Genomic DNA, 22,327 nt, shown 5'->3' with positions numbered 1-22,327 from the left:
TTACCGGCTAGATCAGGAACGAGAGCGTGAACAGCGCCTTCTCGTTGTTGACCAGGATCACCTTCTTGTACGCCATGCGCAGCTCGCCATCGACATAGCGCAGCCGGTATTCATTGCGCGCGGCCCAGACGGTGTCGTCGCGCAGGCTGGATTCGAACACCATGCTGTTGCTGGCGACCGAAATATCGCCGCCGGGCTGCTCGTCCAGCAGTTCGATGTTGGACACCAGCCGCCGCAGCCGCGATTGCGGCGTCTGGGTGTGGCGTTTGCCGGTCAGCAGTTGCTTGATGCGAAGCGAGATGCGCGAACGGTTGTCGTAAATGATCGACATTTGCTTTTCGGGATCGATGTCGTCGCCATTGGCCGGCACCCAGTAGACGCCGTCATCGGTCCACAGCGCTTCCCAAGCTTCGTATTGATGCTCGTCCTGCAGCCGCGCCTCCTTGTAGATGAAGGCGGTTACGGCTGATATCAGCGTGGCGCTGCTTTCACGCGACAGCATCACACCGCCTCCATCAGGCTGCGGTAGTGGCGCCAGATGCCGCGCGAGGGAATTTCATCGGTGACGTGCCCGACCTTGAAGCCGAGTTCGTCCTGGCGCTCGCGCTTCTCGCCGCGGCCGAGGAAAATCCATTCGGGATTGCGCGCCAGCACGCCGCGATGGCAGCGCTCGTACATTTCCGAATCGTCCGCGAGCAACAATCCGGCCGGGCCGACCGAGCCCATGGTCTGCTGGCGCAGACGCCGGTTTATGTCGGGCGCGCCCTTGAACTGCAAGGCGGTGACATGCTGCACGCTGTCGTCGACCGCGAGCGGCTGGATCACGAACATCTGGATTTCGGCAATGAACAGGTTCGGGAAGATCATCACATGCGGCGTGCCGTCGATCATGATCTCGCGCGCCTTCTGGTCACCATAGGCGGCCTTCATCCGCGCCGTGTAATCCGGCAGCCGCTCTTCGGTGGTGCCGAACCAGCTCATCGGCGTGTCGCGCTTGCGGAATTCGGGCCGCAGGTCGATCTCGGTATGGCCGTTGCCATAATCACGCGTCACCGCGGTCGACGCGCCGCCATAAAGCTTGCCAATCGCGCTGTCGGCGACACCGAAGATCGAGGAATGCACGAAGGCCGGGTGATAACCGTCGCATTCGTTTTCCAGAATGAATTTCCAGTTGGCCTTGACGCGGTGCTTGAGGAAGCCCGCGGTGACCTCGACCTCGCCTTCCGGCGAGAAGCGAACCAAGCGGTCGATGGTCTCGGCCGCACCGCCGAGATGCTCCTCCAATGTCGGGCCTTCGGCCGCAAACGATCCGAACACAAAGCCGCGATAGGACTGCACCCGCGTCACGCGGCCGAGCGAAAGCTTTGACTTGTCCTGGCCTTCATAGCCGTCCGGGAAGGCGTAGCCGACAAGACGGCCGTCATTGGCAAACGTCCAGGAATGGAACGGGCATGTGAAGGAGCGCGCATTGCCCTTGTCGTAGGAGCAGACCTGGTTGCCGCGATGTGAACAGCGATTGAGCAAGAGATTGACCTTGCCCTGCTCGTCGCGGGTCATGATCACGGATTGCGGGCCGATCGACTTGACCACGTAATCGTTCGCGTTCGGCACCTCGCTCTCGTGCCCGACATAGACCCAGGTGCGGTACCAGATGCTCTGCAGTTCGGCTTCGAAGATTGCAGGATCGCTGTATAGCGAGCCGTGCACCTTGTCGGGGCGGATCAATTCGCCCCATTGCGACGCGCGCGGCACCACGTTCATCGCTGCATCTCCCATTGTGTCTTTCGTGGCCGGGTATCTTTTGTGGCCCGACATCTTTCGTTCCGGCCAGGCTCTCTTGCGAAAACCTGCGACTTGGCTTAAAAATAATCCGACTGACCGTTCAAATAATAGCATCGCCGTTCGACGGCTTCAAGGGAATTTTCCCATTCAGGCGCCAAAACAACGAATTCGCTAGGAGGATCATCGGGATGGACGAAGTCACCCCTGCCGGACTCGCCCGCGCCCTCTACGCCGCCCTCGCCGCCGGCGACCGCGATCAGCTCGACGCGTTGCTGCATCCGCAGTTCACCGGCCGCAGCGCAGAGGGCATGCCGTTCGGCATCGGCGGCGATCATGACGGCCCCGCGGCGATGCGGCGCAACGGCTGGGGCGCGATTAGCAGGCATTTCGAGGCACGGGCCGAGCCGGAACGGTTTCTCGATCTCGCCGATGGCCGCCTGCTGGTGACCGGCCGTTACCGCGGCCGCGGCAAACAGGGCGGCGCTGCTCTCGACGCCGCCTTTGCCCATCTGATCACATTCGACGAGGGGCACATCAAGTCGCTCGAGCAATTCACCGACACCGCACGCTGGCATGACGCCGCTGGACCGCTCCGGACCGTGCTGCTCGATTTCGAAGGTGGCGTCGCCACATTGCGCCTGAACCGTCCGGACAAGGGCAATGCGATTGACGAAAGCATGGCCGCCGACCTCGCCGAAGCCGCGACACAGATTGCCGAACGGCCTGACGTTCGCGCTGTCCTTATCACCGGCAACGGGCCGAACTTTACGGTCGGCGGCGACCTCGGCCTGTTTGCCGGTACCGCGCGCGAGCAATTGCCGAACCGGCTGCGCCGCATGATCGACCGCTTTCATCTGGCGATCGAGCGGCTGACCAGCATCGACGCGCCTGTTGTCGCCGCGGTGCGCGGCGGCGTCGGTGGCGGTGGACTCGGCCTGCTCTACGTCGCCGACATTGTCGTTGCAGCTGACGACGCCCGGTTTGCGCTGGGCTATGGGGCGCTCGGCCTCACCGCCGATGGCGGCAACACCTGGTTCCTGCCGCGCATGGTCGGGATGCGGCGCGCGCAGGAGCTGTTCCTGCTCAACCGCCGCCTCACCGCGCAAGAAGCCCTCGCCTTCGGTTTGGTGACGCGCCTGGCGCCGGACCATGATGTCCAGCTAATTCTGCCGCGAGATGAATGCGCACGCATTTCGAACTAACTAATCAACTGTTGAGGAGGTGAAGGATCAGTTCAGGGTGATTTGAACGCCGCGCGCCCGCCTGAGGTCAGCCGTTTCGGCTCCTTCGTCGAACCAACGGCAGATTGGTTCTAGCAGTGCGCGCGCCTCATCGGGCCTTCCTTGCGTCCGCCAGAGTTCTGCAAGGCTTGTGGCGGCGCGTAGTTCCAAGGACTTGGCGCTTTGACCACGCGCCACTTCGACAGACTTCTTAAGATGGGACTCAGCTTCTCTTATGTTCGATGGGTCGAGTGCTACAAGAATTTGCGCTCTTTGCCGATGCAATTCCGATTCCCATGACCTGCCTGTCACGTCACCAATATTGGCTAGGATCCCCTCGACACTCGATAGCGCGCATTCATTTTCGCCAGCTTTGGCGTTCAGGTCCGCCAGCCAGCTATCCATCATTGGAAGCATGAAGCCCACGCCATTGCGTCGTGCTTCGGCGATTCCCAGTGCCATTTCCTCCCGGGCCTCCTCCAGTCGGCCTAGTTCGCCGGCTGCTCGGCCTCGTGAAATTCTCGCCAAAATTGCGTACAGCGAAAACCGCTGTTCTTGCGACATTTCGAAGCTTTTTTCGGCGCTTTCGAAGGCGCGAGCGGCCTCCCCGCGCAGGAGGTGCACAACAGAAGTCATGTAATGAGCGAACGCCACGGTGTATGGGTGGCCAAGGTCTTGACCCAAGGCAAGCGCTTCCGAAACGCGGGAAAGGGATTGATCCGGATAGCCCAGAAACCACAAGTCCCAAGATAGGAGCAGAAGCGAAGCCGCTTGGGGTTCCACCATGTAAAGATTGGATAGGGGCTGTTTTCCTTTGCCAATCGAGAGCTTGATTGACTCCGCGAAATGGTTCGCTGACGATTGGAAGTCCCCAATCGTCAATAACGTACTGCCCATCACTCTATGAGCCACCATTAGCGGCACGGGTTGAGACAACGCTCGTGACCGTGACAGGAACTCATCAGCTAAGCGGCGCGCATCATCATTCTTTCCACCCATCCAGGAGTGCCCCCACAACCCAAACAGGGCTTGGAAATACTCAGGGATGTCGCCGAGTTGCAGGCATAAGGTACGAGCCCGCGAAAACGCTTCGCGGGTTTCCGCGGAGGCATACCCTTGAACGGCGATAAGCGGTATTCCCAACGCCAATTGAATGTCGATCTCTTGTCTGATCCGTGCAGGCGTTTCCGGCAAAGCGTCCAGAAGCTGAAGGGCCTTTCGAAAGCTAGCAATCGCTTCGACGTTGGCGGAATGCGCGAGCGCACCCTGTCCAGACTCGAACCAGCGACGAATGGCCAATTGGTGATTGCCTGCTTCTTGATAGTGATAGGCTAGGACTTGGGGTTGATTTTCGGCGAGCTCCGAAAAGTCATGCTCTAAGATTGCCGCGATGTCCGCGTGTATCTGCTGCCTCTTACTCCTAAGCAAAGAGTCGTAGATTGCGTCACGCAACAACGCATGTTTGAAGGCGAAACGAAGGAAAGGCGAAATTCCGACTCGATAGATGATGTCAGCCTGTTCGAGCAACGAGAGGGCCGACAGCATATCGTCATCGTCAATTCGCGATGCAGCCGACAAGAGATCATAGGAGAACTCGCGCCCAATCACAGCCGCAATCTGTGCAAGTCTGCGACTCGGCGCAACGCGGTCGAGCCGCTCCATCAATGCGTCACTCAGCGTGTCCGGAACCCTGAGTAATGCTGACTGTGCTGCGGGCTCGAAGGTGCCTCGGGTTTGTAAAGGCGCACTCAGCATACTGCTTGTCAGTTCCTCTATGAATAGCGGGACGCCATCGGCCTTTTCGATAATCCGGTCGAGCACCGGTTGGGGCATGCTCCCTCCCCTCAAGATATCTCGGATCATCGCCCTCACTTCGGTGAGCGACAATCGAGTGAGCGAGTGCATGGTGGTGTTCGCGTGGGTCATCCATGTGGGGCGGAACTCGGGCCGGCACGACACAATAAGTAGCACGCGGGCGTGGTCGATCCGGCTGATGATCGATTCCAGCAGCTCAAGCGTCGATGGATCTAGCCAGTGCGCATCCTCGAAGATGCAGAGCGTGGGGCGTTGGACAGAAAACGCCAAGATCATGTCGACAAGCGTGCTTATCGTCCTGTTCTTTATTTGCTGCGGCGTAAGATCAGATAGTTCGAGGTTATTTTCCAAAGGGATTGATAACAGTTTGGCAATGAGCAGGACCGGCTCTTTGGAGTTATTAGTTGAGCGCGGAAGGTAAGTTGTAAGCTTGGCAATCTTATCTGCCTCGGCCTCGCGAGCTGTTAGTTGGGCCGCTTGTTCGATCTGCCCGATCACCGGAAAGAATGCGCTCTGACTGTGATAGGGCGAGCACTGATGGTGCAGCAAAATGTGTGGTTCCTGCTGAATATGCGATTTCAATTCGTGGAGGAGCCTTGATTTTCCGACTCCGGGAATACCCGAGAGCAATATGACTTGGCCATCACCTTCTTTGACTTTCTGCCACCTATCGAGCAGCAAGCCTAGTTCGCTTGAGCGTCCAATGAGCGGGGTAAGAGAGCCCGTATGCGCAGCCTCGAAGCGGCTAGCGGTATTTTTTGCCGAGAGCACGCGATACACGTGAAGAGGTTCAGTTACACCTTTGAGTTCCTGGAGCCCGACGTCCTGAAACTCAAAAGCTGCCCATACGAGACGCCTCGTCGAATCCGAGATGAGTACCGTATTGGCAGCGGCAAGGGTCTGTAGACGTGCGGCGATATTCGGCGTCTCTCCCACCGCGTCCATCGACCACGTACCGCTATCTCCAATCTCACCGACAACAACCGGACCCGAGCAAACACCCACTCGACAATTCAAGGTAACTGGCCCTGAAATTTTCGTAACTCCGGACACAATCTCCAGGCCGGCGTGAACAGCACGAACGGCGTCATCCTCGTGTGCACGGGGCCAACCGAAAAATGCCATCACTCCATCGCCGAAATAGCGGGCGACCTCGCCTCCATAGCGCCCAATCGCCGCGTTGCACTCTACCCGATACGCGTCAATGAGTTTTTGGAGATCCTCAGGATCTAACTTCTCCGATAGCTGCGTAGATCCCACCAGGTCACAGAACATCACTGTGATCTGACGGAATTCAGCGTCGCGATGTTGCACAAGAGAGGGTGGCAACACAGTGGCGCTTGAAAGCGCTATTGTTGTGCCGGTGGGCTGGCGCGCGGCCGTCAATGCTTCAATGGCCCTAAGCAGCTTCTTGCGGTGACCTAGCGAAGAAACTCCGAGTTTTTCGAGATCATTTTCCGTCAAATCCGGAAGGACGGAGTAGTCGATATTGTTTTCTGCGAAGGTTTTGGCGTACTGGCCTAGACCGTGTCTACCCAGCCACTCGGCTAAGTCGGTGGTTGTTGTCCTCGTCATTGCAGAGGCCCTTGCCTACTGCCGTAGTTCATTAAGAAGGAGTGGGGCTTCAGACCCACCATGTGGTGCCTCTGTCGCTTAAAACCAGGAAACCTTCTCCTCCGCACGATATCATCTCCCGCACACGATATGATATGAGGGTTCTTTTGACCGCCGAAATATTTGCTTCACCCGGCGTCGAGGCACAACTGCAGCTTGGCGACGACGCCAGCGCCGGTGCCCTACCCAGCTAACCATGGCGGCCGATCGCGAGCAGTCACGCGGCCCTCATCATTTCAAATCGCAACCGTACTATTACCCTATGGGAGAAAGGTTCCTTTCTCGTGCCTCACGCTATGTCAACTGCGATGACTATGGCGCTATTCCGCTCGCGCTGCGGGCCGAGCGCCGCGCTTTCCACTATGCAAAGGATATGTGCTGCGACGATACGGGAGCGCCTCTCCGAGCGCCTGCTCAAGCTCTTCAAGCATCTCCGCTTCGGATTTGAGAAGCTCGTGATTATATCCCTCCGCCAGAATCAATGCTGATTCATAGGTCTCCTGAACGACTCTGATACGATCATTCGCGGGAAGGGAGGCGACGAACTTGATCGTTTCTTCGACGTGAGTGGCCTCGCTTCCGAGGGAGCTGTGACTTCTGAGGAAGCGGGTCGCATCGACGTCATCCGGACACATTGTCTGCACCTTCTCGATATCGGTTTCCTGCTTGAGCGCGGCGATGCGCTCCAGGCAGTACGAATAGCCGATGCAGCCCATCGGATAGTCCTGGATGCAGAGGTCATCGAAGCGCTTGCAAAGCGGCTTGATGCCCTCCGGAATGAAATTGGCGACGAGGCGCTCGCCGGGCACACCCAGCGCACGCAGATCCTTGAGCGCGAGCCGGTCGTGACCGGTCTCCTCGCGAGCACGCTCTTCAAGGTAGGCCGCGACCTCGGGCCTCCCCAGCTCCTTGAAGCGGCTGGCGGCCCGCCGGAGATTTCGAGGCGTGTTGACAGACGTGTGATAGGCGCCGGCCAGGGCGACGATATAGCCGGCGATCGTCGGGTCAGGGCACGCGAGGCGCTTTTCGATTCCCGCAAAACCGAGATTTATCGCGCCGTCGAGCAGCCCGAGCGTGCTGCCCACCGCACCCGCGCCCATCATCGGCGTCGCGAATGGATCTATGCCTTCTTTTGTACCGTCAGGCGTATGAAACCAGACCTCTCCCGACTCGCGAGCGATGATCGAAATATCGCCCGTGACGTTGACCCACTCCGTGACCGACCGTGCCATGCGAAACCTCCCATTTTCGAGTCCTCGCCCGCGCTCGCTTTGGAGGATGCGACTTGTTATGCGGACCGAGCTCGCTTCAAATCAAAGACACATCGCTTGAACCGACTCGCGACAGCGCTAGATCCCGTTCGGCGTAACGGCCATCAGCATCTTGGCCGTCTCAAGCAGAGGCGGAGCCGGCCCAGTCGCAGTCGTCATCGTCGCACGTGTCTTTCTCGGCACCACAAGGACGACTCCGTCAGTTACCGGCAGGCCTGCGTCTGCCAAACTGAAACCCTGGTCGTACTCGTCTTCCGTGATCACGATGGGTTGCGTCAAATAGATGCCCCGATCCTCGAGAACTGCTTTTGCGCGACTCGAGCGTTGTTGGTACTGTTGCTGGGGCGTTCCGACCCCTGCAAGCAGATCAGGGTAGAGGTCTTTCCAAGTATCGACGATCAATTGTGCGAGGGCATCATTTTGGTAGGAGAAATCAGCCACCTTATCTACTAAATTATCATCGTCTCCCCCTCTGGGGTTCAGCCAAACACCGCGCTTTTTTGGTTTAGGTGGTACTGCGTGCGCTGCTACAGGAAGCATTGCGCCGCCGGCGGCTCCTGCAAGGAGCCAACGCCGATTGATGCCGGAATTCGGTTGCGACTTGGTGTGCGAGGCCATGATCAATCCCTCCCTGCTGAAACCAGTTCGGTGTCTTACAGCCGCACTTTGTATTTTAGTTGTAGGATTTCGTCCTGACAAGTCTGCTGCAACACTGCCTAAATTGACCCCATAGAGTAGCGGATTAAGTCGCTGCCGCCGCGTGCGTCCTACTACGAAACCAAGTCGTCGCACGTGCTTTGACTTGCATGTGTGAATACGACTTACATAAGGAACTGTGACGACCTATCGCTGGTAAATCAGCTCGTGGCGAAGCTAGAAAAGGACCTGCGAAACCTCGAACTATCCGCTGAGGCAGCCAAGTACGACGACAAACGCTGACAAGGCGCTCGTTGGCGGCACGCGGCGAGCCATGGCAGCTCGCAATGTATCAGGCTACCGCTGTCAACCTGTTACGGCACCTGGGTTTGCGCAAAGCAGACGCTTGCGAATGGCCCCTTCAACGAGCGCGAGGGCTTCCTTGGCTTGTCGCGCTTCGGCCCGCGCCGCCGCCTTGCGGGCCTCAGCGTCGCGTCCGAGATGGGCGAAAGTGGACGCGAGACAGCGGTAACTTGCCGAATAGGAGGGGCTATGACGTCGGGCCTTCTTGGCAATGACGACGGCCTCGTCAAAGCGACGAAGCTCAATCAAAGGCGCTTCCCATCGCAGCGAACGTTAGGTGTAGCCCCGTGTCAACCGAGATGCGAAGAGCACGTTCAAAGCTCCGGAGCGCCTCCTCCGGCTGCCCCACAATTCTATAGACCCATCCTCAAATGCCATGCGAGAAATGAATTAGAATTGAGCGCAACCGCCCGGTCAGCCATTTCAATCTCACTTTCACAATCGCCGAATTTCGAGCGATTACGAACAACGATTTGAAGCGCGAGAGAGCGCGGTGATGATCTCTTAGACCATCCCATCGGCAAAATACTCCTGATCAGGATCGCCGCTCATGTTCTGAAGCGGAAGCACCGCAATGGAGGGTATGTTCGGAGTCGGGCTTGTCGCTCAATAAGATGAGGATAAGTAGCTTCCTCCGTTTCGCCTAAGGCAGCCACCTGACTGGCTCTTGAATGTTCTTGACGTCCTGGGCACCAAGGTCCGTGAACGCCAATGGCAAAATCTTCCGCATCTGATCGTATGTGACTCTCGAGATACAAACGCCTCCGCCAAGCGGAAGCACGATGAAAACAATTAGCCGAACAAGTCCAGCTTCAACCCCTCCTGCGGGGTCTTTGAAGCGTCCTTGCAAATAAGATGAAATGGCACTCCAAACGACCCCGACCAGCAATCCGCCGATAGCCCACCGCAGCGGCAAGCGGTTTATCCACTTGGCAGCAATCTGATCGTTCAAATCGCTCATCAAACCGACCTTTAGGAGAAATGGCGGGTGCGGCTAAGTACGGGCAGTTCAAGGATTAGCTGCCGCTCACGAAATCATAATCTGCTCTTGCTTGTGCTACTGCATTTTGAGCTTCCTCTATTTTGGGCCGACCCGTCTGCCGTATCGCTAAAATGCGGGCGTGCGCCTGCAATGCTTCGGCGTGTGCTGTCTTGGCCGCGCTCTCCGCCTTGTTCCGCAATGCCAGCATTTCCTGCTCTACCTTCGCGACATCCCTCGGATCAATGGGCTTGGCGGGGTCAAACCTGAACTTCGCCGCAATAGATTGCCGCCATTTCATCAACCGCTCCACTCTCTTCGGGCCAAAGCCGGGCACGGCACTTATGCGGTTCGGAACAAGATCCAGCGCGGTCTCGATGCCATACGAAGCGAGCGTCCGTTTGCGACCGGGCCCTATATCGTCAATCTTCGCGTTTTGCCGTGAACCAACGCAAAATTGCTGGTCGGCTTTGGGCCATTCCTGCTTATACACCTTCCGATCATGGTCCTGGCACGCGAGGATCTCCAGGCTGCTGAAGTAGCCGCGATCGGCAACGGCCTCGAGCGTCTCGGTCTTAAGAACAGCCTTCGCCTGCTTGGCCATATTGGCCAGTTGAGCCCGATCTGAGCCGCTGTTCGTGACCTCATGCGTCACAATCAGATGGTGCTCGGTATCCACGGCGACCTGCACATTGTAGCCGACAACGCCGGAACCACGGCCGCTCGTCGCCATCGATCGGCTGTCGGGATCGGTCAGTGAGATTTGCTGGTCGGGCGACGCGAGCATCTGCTTCTCGTAGACGGCAAGCTTGCCCATTTCCGCCTTCAGCTTCGTCAGTTTCTCGGTGAGCCTTGTTACTTTCTCCGCCAGCGCCTCCGTCGGTTCCTGTCGATCGGCGGTATCAAGTTGGCTCAAATAGCGCGCGACGCTCTCCTCCAGCTGGGCGCGCCGCCGCTCCACTTTCGCCCGTGTGAAGTTCTTGTCCCGGTTGTTCACGGCCTTGAACTTACTGCCATCGATGGCGACGCTCGCCGTCGCGAGAAGGCCCATCTCACGGCAGAGTTCGACGAAGCGAGCACATACCTTGCGCAATGCCAGGCCATTGTCTTTGCGGAAGTCCGCGATCGTCTTGTGATCGGGAGCGAGCCGGCCCAATAGCCACATGACCTCGACATTGCGTCCGGCCTCGCGCTCCAGCCGCCGGCTCGACTGCACTCGGTTCAGATAGCCGTAGATATACAGCTTCAGCAGAACCGAGGGATGGTACGACGGCCGACCAGTTGCCGCTGGCTCAACCCCCTCGAAGCTCATCTCGGCCAAGTCGAGCGCACCGACAAACACATCGATCACCCGAACAGGATTACTCTCGTCAATGAAATCATCGAGGCATTCGGGCAACAGCGTCCATTGCCCACGATCCGCCTCTTCAACGAAGCGCCTCATCAATTCCCCCCGCAGAATCACGAGGGAATCATACCAGCGGCACAGCGTTTTCACACAGCCAGGGTCAATTTCGGACTGGGCGAGCGCAGTTGGGAGTTCCGCTTTACTTCGATGAGCCGACATCGCGAGTTTGACGGCCTACGTCCGAAAAGTGCCAAGATCGGACTCGTGCCTTGGCTTAGCCGGTGGCAAAGAATTCCGGCAAAGGCCGATCCAATAAACTGATTGGAGGCTCACATGCCATGGACCGCAAACTCCATTTTTGAGGCGCGGCGCAATTTTGCACTGCTTGCGCTATCCCCGAAGTCAAATATCCGACGTCTTTGCAAGCAATTTAACATTAGCCCAAACACAGGTTATCAAACCTTAGAAAGGTATCGAGCCGAGGGCGAAAATGGCTTGCGAGATCGTTCGCGGGCCCCACATCGGACGCCGTTGCGCTCTTCCAAGGACACTGAATTGGCTGTCCTTTCCGTACGCGCGGACCACCCGAGGTGGGGCGGTCGAAAAATTGCTTCACATCTTAAATTTTTTGGTGCCGCTGTCGTTCCCGCGCCGTCAACGATCACTGCAATCTTAACTCGCAATGGGCGACTGAAAACGTCCCCCAAACAATCGGCACACATCTGGCTCTTGGCGATGCTTCACAACGACGGCAATCCCGAGGAACTCCCGCGCTCAATCATCGGCCACCCGGATCGGCAGATACTCCTTCAACGACTCAAGCGCGGACACTTGGGGGATCGACGGCGTTCAATAGCCATCTTGGCAAGCCGAAATGGCCTGCAAACTGGCGCGATCTGCAGCGCGCTCAATCTTAGTCGACAAACCTACCGTCGCTACGTCCGTTTGTTCGACGAGGGCGGGGCAGCAGCGCTATTCGCTCCGCGCATCAGCCCCCTTCGGAAATTTGATAGGGAAGCGGTGAAGAAGGCGGTTTTCAGCCTGCTTCATCAACCGCCCAGCAATTTTGGCATAAATCGCACGACGTGGAAAATGGCCGACTTGTCCCGAATAATGAAGGAAACGGGCCAGCCGGCTGGGGACGACGTCATTCGAAAAATTTTGAAGGAGGCAGGATACCGCTGGCGCAAAGCGCGCGTTGCGCTGACCTCTAATGATTCTGAATTTTCCGAGAAGCTCTGCCACATTCAGTCTATTCTCTCCGGACTGAGAGCGGACGAAGCTTTCTTTTCGATCGATGAATTCGGGCCCTTCGCGGTAAAGGCTCAGCCAGGACGGGCGCTCGTTGCCCCAAATGAGAAAACACTCGTCGCGCAGTGGCAGCGATCGAAGGGCTGTCTAATTCTCACAGCTGCCATTGAACTGTCCTCCAATCAGATTACTCATTTTTACAGCACGAAAAAGAACACTGATGAGATGATCCGTATGATGCAGGTTCTCCTCGCTCGATATGGCAATCGTCGAAAATTCTATCTCTCGTGGGATGCAGCATCGTGGCACGTCTCTAAGAAGCTATTTGAATGTATCGATGAGCACAATTTTTTTGCCGGCTGTAAGGGTCCAACGGTCGAGACAGCGCCGCTTCCGGCAAGGGCTCAGTTCCTTAACGTGATAGAATCCGTTTTCAGTGGCATGTCTCGCGCGATAATTCAAAACAGCGACTATCAATCGGTGGATGACGCCAAAGCCGCAATCGACCGGTACTTCAGTGAGCGCAACGCCCACTTCAGAGATCATCCACGACGGGCTGGCGTGAAGGTGTGGGGAAAGGAGCCAACGCCGAGCAGATTTTCGGAATTCAACAATTGTAAAGATCCGCGGTTTCGCTAGACGGCGGCCTTGGACGATCTAATTGGCCAGATTTCAGAGCCTTTGGGATCCCCACCGGCGCGAGGCAATCGCCTCGCTTTCGCATCGTTCAGTATTTCCGGCAATTCCGCTTCGGGTCAATTGCGTCATTTTGGCTCTCGGCCGGCTAGTTCCGTTCTTCCCCTGTAAACGGACGTCATAATGGCCGGTCGTCATGTCTCAGAGGTGCCATTAACGGACTCATCCCGCAGGACGTTTTTGCTATTACAGATCAATGGCGCGCAAGATCGGCTCGACACAATATCTCCTGGGAAGGGACGGCCGCCACCGATTACTTGGATGCTTACTTCGACTTTTTCTTCATCTGTTCCGGTACAAGTGCCTCGGGAAGGAAGATCGGCTTGTCAGATGGCCACCAGGGCATCAGCTGAGGATGATAACCCTCCGGGTAGTATTTCTGCGGGGGGATTTCCGCATCACGAATAAATTGTGACTGTACGTCACGGCGCGTTGTTGGCGGCAGCGGCATGATCAATCCGCCTGATGTCGATACATCAAACTGGGGCGGCGCCATGTTCGGATACTTGGGCACGACGCCATCCCGCACCCAGATTTGGTCCTTGGTCATGTTCACGACTACCATGTCCGGCGCGCCGAACTGGAAGGGCCCCTTCCAATGGTGGCGCACTTCTGCCACGAGTTCGGGAATCACGTACTCGTCATAGGACACGTGAGTTGCCATAGCGAGGCGCGGCTTCACTTCATTGTACAGGTAACCAGCGGCGTAGGCGGGATTATGCCAGCCATCAATGGTAGTGCGGGAAGTCAGGGGCATGGTGCCCGACACCGACGAACTGATGGCCACCGTCTCCGGCTGAATTTCGGTGATCAGCAGGTCGCAGCCCTTGGCGTACGTGATTGTCAGGGAATTGGGGCGACCGTCTCCGGTGAACGCCACGCACATGCCGTTCCAATCAAGACGATATGCCGAGGCGCCATCGCTCCCATGGGATTGTTGCCAATGGGTAATCCTTACACCGTTCTTTTCGTAGGCCACACCGCCGTCATTTGTGTAGTCAAACTCGTTGACTTCGATGTCATAGCCTTTGCCAATCGGGCTACCGGCACTGAAGTTCTCCATGTGCCAAAACAACATCTCCTTCATATGATACACCATATGATTGATGCCGTGTTTCGGGGTCCTTCCGGAGGGGCCATTAATCCGGAAGGTTTCATGCCAGCGGCCACCCCAGGCGCCAAACACGAAGGCATACGGCACAGAAGCGAAATGATCCCAATGCAGATGGGTAATGAAGATGTCGTTGATCTGGTTCAGCGGTACGCGGGAAGCCAGATAGTTAGCGATGGAGCCGGGGCCGAAATCGAAGATGAAGCGGTCGCCATTGCCAAGCTCGACATAGATCGACGTGCCCATTTGGCCTGGTCGTGGCAAGGGCGAACTTCCCATGAAGGTGACGCGGATTTCTTCCGGCTGCACCTCTTCCGTGCCTGGGGTCCAGTTGGCTGCGCTCTTCAGCCACGGCATCGGTGCGATGCCGTCAAACATGAGCCCTTCCTTCCAACGTCCGAGTGGTCGGCCGGCGGTGGCAATATCCTGCAATATCTTCGGATCTGCCTGAAACCCCTTCTTCTCAAGCTCCTGCAACTGCTCTGGAGTGATCGAGAGGCTGGGCACCTGTGCGGGAGATACTGATTGTAGACTGATCATCGCCAGGACAATCAGGATTATTCGTGCCGGGATTTTCATCTATTCTCTCCCTTTCGTGATGGCACTCTTTCAGAAAACGGAAGAAGCCACGGAGAGTAATGTTTTGCGGACTAAATCGACCGCTATGGATCAAGGGACCGTTAGGTCAGCTTGTGCCAACACGAACATGCGAGATTTGCACGCGTCCGCCTGGATGCTGCGCGTGCAGTACGGCTCGGGATATCAGCGCCTGCCGACTCGATTGACGGGACCGCCACGATTCATCGGTGTTCCGCGCCGAACTCCAACACCTACGGCGCCGACGCCGGGGGTTACCACGGCTCGCGCGACCGGCCGCGGCCGCAGCACCACGCCGGGCCTTACGACGCACCCGGCAGGATACGCAACGTATTGGCAGTAGACTACGGCACTGGCCTGTTCAGTACTTGCGGCCACGAACCCAGCTGTCAGCAGCGCCGACAACGTGATCGAAAGCTTCATTTGGCGTCCTTCGAGATGTCTCGTCGTCCGCTTCATGGATGGCCTCCATTTTTTGCGGCCTGCATCCGCAAATCCCGACAGTGCACAAGTGCGTACCTTCGCCGAAGCTACAGTCTATGCGCGCATAGGGCTATGAGAAACTAACCTGGAGGAATCGCCGCAGCGAATAAGCGGCAGTGTGGCTGCCCTAACTGATTTGGCATTGCGGGCTTCCAAGCGGTTTAGAGAAAGCCTAACGTCGCGTTAAATCGAATTATTAAAGACATCACCTGCCTCCAATATCTTTGACCAGGTCATCCGCTGAACTGATATCCTTGCCGCGATATTTCACCGGGATTGTAGGAGCGCACTGATGCTGTTCCGTTTGTCCTCCATTTCCGGAGCCGTGCTGGCTTTCGTTTGTGCCGCAGGCGCGTTTGCCACGAATGTCGCAGCAGAAGATGTAACGACGGACATTGGCACGTTCGACAGGGAGAGCGCCGACAAGGCGTTCCCCACCAAGCCGCCTTACTCGCCGTATGCGGGACGCAATTTCCCGACACGGCCGTACTTCGGCGACACGCACACGCACACCTCTTTCTCGATGGACGCCGGCGCGTTCGGCGCTCGGCTTGGCCCAAAGGACGCTTATCGCTTTGCCAAGGGCGAGGAAGTGATCGCTTCCAGCGGACAGCGCGCGAAACTTTCGCGTCCGCTGGATTTCATGGTGGTAACGGACCATTCCGACGGCATGGGCTTTTTCCCGCAACTGATGGGAGGCGATCCGACCCTGCTGGCGACGCCGCAGGGCCGCAAGTGGTACGACGAGATCACTTCGGGCAAGGGTGCCCAGGCCGCCATCGATATCATTACAAGCTTCGGCAAGGGACAATTGCCCAAGGGCTTCCCCACGCCGGGAACGCCGGCCTATCGCAGTGCCTGGCGCGAAACGATCAAGGCGGCCGACGAAGCTAATGAACCGGGCCGTTTCACTGCTTTCATCGGCTATGAGTGGACCTCGGGCGAGGGCGGTAACAACCTTCATCGCAATGTCATCTGGCGCGACAACGGAGCCAAAGCGGGCCTTATCGAACCCTTCACCACGCAACCCCCGCTCGGTAGTGCAAATCCTCGTGACCTCTGGAAGTGGATGGCGATGGTTGAGGAAAAAACCGGCGCCGAACTTCTCGCGCTTGCCCACAACGGCAATCTGAGCAACGGCCGGATGTTTCCCATTATCGAAAGCTTCAATGGCAAGCGAATCGACCGCGAATATGCGGAGAACCGCGTGCGCTGGGAGCCGCTTTACGAAGCCACGCAGATCAAAGGTGATGGCGAAACCCATCCATTTCTTTCGCCTAACGACGAGTTCGCGAACTTTGAGCGCTGGGACAAGGGTAACCTTGATCTCACCGTAGTCAAAAAACCTGAAATGCTTGAATTCGAATACGTCCGCTCGGCACTGAAAAACGGCCTCAAGATGGAAGCTGAACTCGGGGTTAATCCTTACAAGTTTGGTCTGGTCGGCAGCACCGATGCTCATACCGGGCTTGCGGGGGTCGAGGAGGATAACTTCTTCGGCAAGACATCTTCTGCCGAACCAAGTCCGGACCGGGCGACGCATCCCTTCGCCAAAACCGACAAGGGCGTCATCATGGGCTGGGAGCAGACGTCATCCGGCTATGCTGCGGTATGGGCCACGGAAAATACCCGGGAAGCGATTTTCGACGCCATGAAGCGGCGCGAGACCTATGCCACCACCGGTCCGCGCATGGCCGTTCGCTTCTTCGGCGGGTGGGATTTTGAGACTGCGGATGCCAACAACCGCACGCCGGCGCGAATTGGCTACACCAAAGGCGTGCCGATGGGCGGAGAGTTGAACAACGCGCCAAATGGAAAGTCGCCCACCTTCCTTGTCGCCGCATTGAAGGATCCGATCGGTGCAAATCTGGACCGCATCCAGGTCATCAAGGGCTGGGCCGGAAAAGACGGCCAGACGCAGGAGCGAATTTATGACGTTGCGGTATCGGGAGGCCGCAAGATCGATGCCGACGGCCGCAGCAGAACAGCGGTCGGGAGCACGGTCAATGTCGCCAACGCTACATGGACCAACACGATCGGCACGGGCGAGATGATCACCGTCTGGGAGGATCCCGACTTCGATCCGGCGTTGCGCGCCTTCTACTATGTGCGCGTGATCGAAATTCCGACCCCGCGCTGGACGGCCTATGACGCAAAATACTTCGGTATCAAGATGCCGGCGGAAGCTACGATGACTACCACAGAACGCGCATACACTTCACCGATCTGGTACACCCCTTGATCGCTCGGCTGCTGAGGGAGCCATTACTCCAGTTCCTCGCTCTCGGTACAATGCTGTTCGCGCTCTACGGCTTGGTCGGCAAGCAAAGCGCGGAGGCGCCCGAGAAAATCGTTGTTTCCGCCTCGCGGATCGCCAACCTCGGCGACGGATTTGCGCGGACGTGGCGACGGCCGCCGAGCGAGCAGGAACTGCAGGGTCTGATTGAGGACTACATCCGCGACGAAGTTTTCTACCGCGAAGGCAGGGCGGCTGGACTGGACCGCGACGACGCCGTCATTCGCCGCCGCGTGCGGCAGAAGATGGAATTTCTCGCCGAGGACATGTCCGTACCGGAGCCGAATGATGACCAGCTTGCGGCCTATCTCGCCTCCAATCCGGAGCGCTTCAGAGCCGACGACCATCTCACCTTCCGTCACGTATTCCTGAGTGCAACGCGGCGCCAAAGTACCATCGACAGCGATAGCAAACAGGTTGCGAGCATCCTGGCTCGCGCCGACGCGGCTGTAGATGCGACGGCACTCGGCGATCCCTTCCTGCTTGGCGAAGAGTTTCGTGCCGTCTCGGCAACGAAGGTAATGAACCAATTTGGTGAAAGGTTTGCCAAGCGGATCCTCGCTATGGAAGAGGGCCGCTGGCAGGGACCGGTTGCTTCGGGCTTTGGGCAGCATTTCGTCTTTGTCAGCGAACGAGTGCCGGGCGGCCTGCCACCGCTCGATGATGTCCGGCCAGCCGTCCGCCGTGAGTGGGCGAATGCGCGGCGCCTTGAGGCGGAGCAGAAACTTTATGCCTCGCTGCGGGAGCGCTACGAAATCGTGGTGGAGGCGCCTCGGGAAAAGGCGGCGGAGGCCGTCAGCCGATGAATCGTTTCCGTTTTCTCTTTGCCGTCCTGACGGTGCTGCTGCCGCAACTTGCCTTCTCGGATGAACTTCGGCCTGGCTATCTTGAAATGCGCCAGACCAGCCCTGACGCCTTTAATCTGCTTTTCAAGATCCCCGCGCGGGGGGAAGATTTGCGGCTCGCGATCTACATCAAGCTGCCCGAAGGCACTCAAGATGTAGCGCCGCCCCGGGCGTCGTTCAGAGAGGGTGCCTATATCGAACGCCGTACCATTCGGCGGGATGGAGGGCTCGCCGGGCAGGCGGTATCGATTGAGGGCCTTTCGGCCACATTGACTGATGTACTCGTACGGATCGAAAGCCTTACCGGCGCAGTACAGACCGAGCGGCTGTTTCCGACGAAGACGACGTTCATTGTTCAGGCCACGCCAGGCGCGGGCGAGGTGGCTGCAACTTATCTGCGCCTTGGCGTCGAACACATCCTTTTCGGCTTCGATCACCTGCTCTTTGTGCTGGCGCTGGTGATCCTCGTTCGAGGCTGGGCCCGCGTCGCCCTTACAGTGACGGCATTCACCATCGCGCACAGCATTACGCTTTCCGCGGCGACGCTCGGTTTCGTGAACGTGCCGGGTCCGCCTCTTGAAGCAGCCATAGCGCTTAGCATTATGCTTGTTTCGGTCGAGATTCTGAACGCACGGCGCGGAAAGCCAAGTCTGACGGCGCGTATGCCATGGCTGGTCGCCTTCAGCTTTGGGCTTTTACACGGTTTTGGCTTCGCCGGAGCGCTGGCGGAGGTGGGATTACCTCAACATGCGATCCCCATTGCGCTGCTGTTTTTCAATGTTGGGGTGGAGATTGGGCAGCTCATCTTCGTCGCCGCAGTCTTGTCGTTAATATCGTTGTTACGCTATGTGGCCTCACAATTATTGCAGCCTGTGCGCATACAGCCAGCCCTTGACCGGCTGGATGTGGCCGTCGCCTATGCCATAGGCATCGTAGCGGCCTACTGGCTGGTTGAGCGCACTACGGGCTTTTTTGTGTAGCCGGGGGAGCGCGGTGTAAGAGACAGATGTCCGCTCCGGGTCTTGGCCGTGTAAAAACATCCTTCCCAGGGAGGTTGGAGAGAAGCCAGGACCGGTTCGATCTCAGGCTGCGATCGCAGCCATCAGCGGCTTGGTCCCGACGATGTTCATGACCCGTGTCAGATTATAGGCCAGCACCGAGAGCGCCATCTCGGCTGCTACTTTTGGAAGCGTTTTGGTGAGGAAGTGTGTCGCTCCCATGCGGGCCTTCATCGTGCCGAACGGATGCTCGACCGTCTCGCGACGCCGGCGCATGGCTTGTGGGTTTGAATCAAGGCGCTGCTGCACAGCGTCGAGCAGATGCTCATGCTCCCATCGCGTAATCCGCCGCTCTGGCCCGGTCGTGCACCGCGATTTGAGCGAACAATTTTGACAGGCCGAGGTCCAGTAGCGCCGTAGCCGCTTGCCGTCTTCCTCGCTCGTAAAGCGATATGGCAGTTGCTCTCCAGCTGGACAGCGATAGGCGTCCTGCTCTGGCAAATAGACAAAGTCCTGCTTGCCGAAGCGGCCATCTGACTTGGCGCCCGAGGTCTGCGGCTTGGGCAGAGTTACCGTGATGCCGGCCTCGTGGCAGGCGAGGATCTCCAGGCTGCTGAAGTAGCCGCGATCGGCAACGGCCTCGAGCGTCTCGGTCTTTAGAACACCCTTCGCCTGCTTGGCCATATTGGCCAGTTGCGCCCGATCTGAGCCGCTGTTCGTGACCTCGTGCGTCACAATCAGATGATGCTCGGTATCAACGGCGACCTGCACATTATAGCCGACAACGCCGGAACCCCGGCCACTCGTCGCCATCGAACGGCTGTCCGGATCGGTCAGGGAGATTTGCTGGTCCGGCGAATCCAGCATCTGCTTCTCGTAAACCGCAAGCTTGCCCATTTCCTCCTTGAGCTTCGTCAGCTTCTCGGTGAGCCTTGTTACCTTTGCGGCCAGCGCCTCGCTTGGCTCCTGTCGATCGGCCGTGTCAAGCTGGCTCAGATAGCGGGCGACGCTCTCCTCAAGCTGAGCACGCCCCGTTGCACCTTCGCCTTTGTGAAGTTCCTGTCCCGATTGTTCACGGCCTTGAACTTGCTGCCATCGATGGCGACGCTCGCCGTCCCTAGAAGCCCCATTTCGCGGCAGAGTTCGACGAAGCGCGCACAGACCTTGCGAAGCGCCAAGCCGTTGTCTTTCCGGAAGTCCGCGATCGTCTTGTGATCGGGAGCGAGCCGGCCCAGCAGCCACATCACCTCGACATTGCGTCCGGCTTCTCGTTCGAGCCGGCGGCTCGACTGCACCCGGTTTAGGTAGCCGTAAATGTAAAGCTTAAGCAGAACCGAGGGATGGTACGAGGGCCGACCAGTCGCCGCCGGCTCCACTCCTTCAAAGCTCATCTCAGCCAAATCGAGCGCACCGACAAACACGTCGATCACGCGGACGGGGTTGCTCTCGTCAATGAAATCATCGAGGCACTCGGGCAGTAGCGTCCATTGCCCGCGATCGGCCTCCTCAACGAAGCGCCTCATCGATCCCCCCCTAGAATCACGGGGAGAATCATAACAGCGGCACAGCGTTTTCACACAGCCAGGGCCAATTCCGGACTCACCAGGTCCACACGACGCTACGCGTACAGTGCACAGGCTCATCGCCGTCCTCGATAGAGATGAGGTTGTCCTTGCTCTCGATCGAATGCAACGGCGCCGAACTCTTCGCCTTGTGGAATAGAGGCGCGCCCGGGGGTGAGGAAGGCCCCGGACACTTCCGAACGACACGCGCCAGACCTAACTAACCGTTGCAGGTCGTATCCGACGCCTCCCTGCCCCGTCGCCCAAAGGACTACCCCGCCAAGCCTCTTGACAGGTTGCGGCCCGCGCCTAATTTTTTCGCCGGGGGCATCGCCCCTCTACCAAAAGGGAAAGCTGTAACGACCGTCAAAGGATGACGACGATGATGGACGAAAACATTGCCCGCTTACGAACCCATCGCAATAATATCGCCCGCTACCGGCGTTTGCTCCAAACCAAGCTTACTGATCTAGATGTGGAGCCTCAACAGGTTGTTCCCGGTTAGAGCGAGTCTGCTGATGGGTGGCATCGCGCCGATACTGCCATGAGGGCGATGCCAATTGTAGCGGTGAAGCCATCTTGGCAGTTCGGCGGCGCGTTCTCCTGAGGTGTTGTAGGCGCGGGCATAAGCCCACTCGCGCAAGCTGGTCTGAATGAAGCGTTCGGCCTTACCGTTGGTCTTCGGCGTGTATGGCTTGGTGCGAATGTGCTTGAGGCCGAGGCGCTGGCAGGCTTTGCGGAAGGCGCGCGATTTATAGCAAGAACCGTTGTCGGTCATCACCCGCTCGACCCTGACGTCCAGGCTGGCGTAGTAAGCGATCGCAGCTTTGAGGAAGGCCACGGCGCAACCCTGCCGTTCGCTCTTCATGACCTTGCTGAAGGCGATCCGGGAAGCATCGTCGATACAGACGTGGACGTATTCCCAGCCAGGCCCTTCGCCGCGGGCACGCAGGTTGCTCTGACCGGTTCGATCGCCGGTGATGCGATGGCCTACCTGGTTGAACTTGCCGAGCTTTTTGATGTCGATGTGGATCAGTTCGCCGGGATGTTCACGCTCGTAGCGCCGCACCGGTTCGGCCGGTTCCAGGTCGCGCAACCGGTTCAATCCCAGTCGCCGCAGGACACGACTGACAGTCGCCGGAGAGATGCCGAGTTCGGCCGCGATCTGCTTGCCCGTGTGGCGCTGTCGGCGCAGCGCCTCGACCGCAGCGCATGTGGCAGGCAGGGTTTGGCCTGGCAATGAATGGGGCCGTGAGGAGCGATCACGCAACCCATCAACACCTTCCTCCCGGGAGCGCTTGACCCATTTGGCGACCGTCTTCGCTGTGACGTTGAACCGGAGCGCGGCTGCGGCCTTCGTCAGGCCGCCCTCGATCACGCTCCGCACCATGGCCTCTCGACCTTTCGGCGTCAGAGGCGCATTCTTATGGGTGTCCATTCGGTCCTCCGGGGATTGGCTA

The 22,327-nt window shown here is 58.2% G+C and carries 14 protein-coding genes and 2 pseudogenes; 5 read left to right on the top strand and 11 right to left on the bottom strand.

Annotation, left to right across the window (positions count from 1 at the left end):
• Positions 1-7: 7 nt before the first annotated feature.
• Together ACH79_RS20180 and ACH79_RS20175 are read right to left on the bottom strand one after the other, a co-directional pair.
• Positions 8-502 carry an aromatic-ring-hydroxylating dioxygenase subunit beta gene (locus tag ACH79_RS20180; protein ID WP_161852549.1) on the bottom strand — a complete coding sequence of 165 codons (495 nt, stop codon included), beginning with the start codon at positions 500-502 and terminating at the stop codon, positions 8-10.
• Positions 502-1,761: a Rieske 2Fe-2S domain-containing protein gene (locus tag ACH79_RS20175; protein ID WP_161852548.1), complete on the bottom strand. Its 1,260-nt coding sequence runs from the start codon at positions 1,759-1,761 to the stop codon at positions 502-504. Before ACH79_RS20175 ends, ACH79_RS20180 begins: the two co-directional genes overlap by 1 nt.
• Positions 1,762-1,970: 209 nt before the next feature.
• On the opposite strand from ACH79_RS20175, the gene ACH79_RS20170 reads away from it, so the two are divergent.
• Positions 1,971-2,984 carry an enoyl-CoA hydratase-related protein gene (locus ACH79_RS20170; RefSeq protein WP_161852547.1) on the top strand — a complete coding sequence of 338 codons (1,014 nt, stop codon included), beginning with the start codon at positions 1,971-1,973 and terminating at the stop codon, positions 2,982-2,984.
• Positions 2,985-3,011: 27 nt separating this feature from the next.
• Here the strand turns inward: ACH79_RS20170 and ACH79_RS20165 are convergent, their stop codons facing one another.
• The 5 genes and pseudogenes from ACH79_RS20165 to ACH79_RS20145 form a co-directional block, all read right to left on the bottom strand.
• A complete protein-coding gene (locus ACH79_RS20165) occupies positions 3,012-6,392 on the bottom strand; it encodes an adenylate/guanylate cyclase domain-containing protein (RefSeq protein ID WP_161852546.1) in 3,381 nt (1,126 codons plus the stop codon).
• A gap of 359 nt (positions 6,393-6,751) precedes the next feature.
• A complete protein-coding gene (locus tag ACH79_RS20160) occupies positions 6,752-7,663 on the bottom strand; it encodes a hypothetical protein (protein WP_161852545.1) in 912 nt (303 codons plus the stop codon).
• Positions 7,664-7,780: 117 nt separating this feature from the next.
• On the bottom strand, positions 7,781-8,320 hold the full coding sequence (locus ACH79_RS20155; RefSeq protein ID WP_161852544.1) for a hypothetical protein: 540 nt from the start codon (positions 8,318-8,320) through the stop codon (positions 7,781-7,783).
• 1,024 nt (positions 8,321-9,344) lie between these two features.
• Positions 9,345-9,662: a hypothetical protein gene (locus tag ACH79_RS20150; RefSeq protein ID WP_161852543.1), complete on the bottom strand. Its 318-nt coding sequence runs from the start codon at positions 9,660-9,662 to the stop codon at positions 9,345-9,347.
• Positions 9,663-10,185: 523 nt separating this feature from the next.
• Positions 10,186-11,124 (bottom strand): annotated as a pseudogene (locus ACH79_RS20145) (IS1182 family transposase); the annotation flags it as partial.
• A 237-nt stretch (positions 11,125-11,361) separates the two neighbouring features.
• Between ACH79_RS20145 and ACH79_RS20140 the strand changes: the two are divergent.
• Positions 11,362-12,918: an IS630 family transposase gene (locus ACH79_RS20140; RefSeq protein ID WP_161852541.1), complete on the top strand. Its 1,557-nt coding sequence runs from the start codon at positions 11,362-11,364 to the stop codon at positions 12,916-12,918.
• A gap of 322 nt (positions 12,919-13,240) precedes the next feature.
• Here ACH79_RS20140 and gntH read toward each other — a convergent pair whose 3' ends face one another.
• A complete protein-coding gene (gene gntH, locus ACH79_RS20135; protein ID WP_161852540.1) occupies positions 13,241-14,665 on the bottom strand; it encodes a guanitoxin biosynthesis MBL fold metallo-hydrolase GntH in 1,425 nt (474 codons plus the stop codon).
• Positions 14,666-14,848: 183 nt separating this feature from the next.
• Positions 14,849-15,106: a hypothetical protein gene (locus tag ACH79_RS44065; protein ID WP_246738693.1), complete on the bottom strand. Its 258-nt coding sequence runs from the start codon at positions 15,104-15,106 to the stop codon at positions 14,849-14,851.
• A gap of 352 nt (positions 15,107-15,458) precedes the next feature.
• Between ACH79_RS44065 and ACH79_RS20130 the strand changes: the two genes are divergently transcribed.
• From ACH79_RS20130 to ACH79_RS20120, 3 genes are read left to right on the top strand one after another with little or no spacing between them, the layout of a single operon-like run.
• Complete coding sequence (locus ACH79_RS20130) at positions 15,459-17,408, top strand: DUF3604 domain-containing protein (RefSeq protein WP_161852539.1); 1,950 nt, start codon at positions 15,459-15,461, stop codon at positions 17,406-17,408.
• A 50-nt stretch (positions 17,409-17,458) separates the two neighbouring features.
• Positions 17,459-18,268, top strand: a complete 810-nt coding sequence (locus ACH79_RS20125; RefSeq protein ID WP_246738610.1) for a peptidyl-prolyl cis-trans isomerase — start codon at positions 17,459-17,461, stop codon at positions 18,266-18,268.
• On the top strand, positions 18,265-19,287 hold the full coding sequence (locus ACH79_RS20120; protein WP_161852538.1) for a HupE/UreJ family protein: 1,023 nt from the start codon (positions 18,265-18,267) through the stop codon (positions 19,285-19,287). Before ACH79_RS20125 ends, ACH79_RS20120 begins: the two co-directional genes overlap by 4 nt.
• 102 nt (positions 19,288-19,389) lie before the next feature.
• On the opposite strand, the pseudogene ACH79_RS20115 reads toward ACH79_RS20120, so the two are convergent.
• Together ACH79_RS20115 and ACH79_RS20110 are read right to left on the bottom strand one after the other, a co-directional pair.
• Positions 19,390-20,828, bottom strand: a pseudogene (locus tag ACH79_RS20115) (IS1182 family transposase).
• A gap of 508 nt (positions 20,829-21,336) precedes the next feature.
• Positions 21,337-22,305: an IS481 family transposase gene (locus ACH79_RS20110; RefSeq protein WP_161852537.1), complete on the bottom strand. Its 969-nt coding sequence runs from the start codon at positions 22,303-22,305 to the stop codon at positions 21,337-21,339.
• Positions 22,306-22,327 lie beyond the last annotated feature (22 nt).

Source organism: Bradyrhizobium sp. CCBAU 051011 (genome assembly GCF_009930815.1).
Lineage (GTDB): Bacteria > Pseudomonadota > Alphaproteobacteria > Rhizobiales > Xanthobacteraceae > Bradyrhizobium.
Note: the sequence above shows the minus strand (reverse complement) of the source record. Positions and strands in the feature narration are given on the sequence as shown.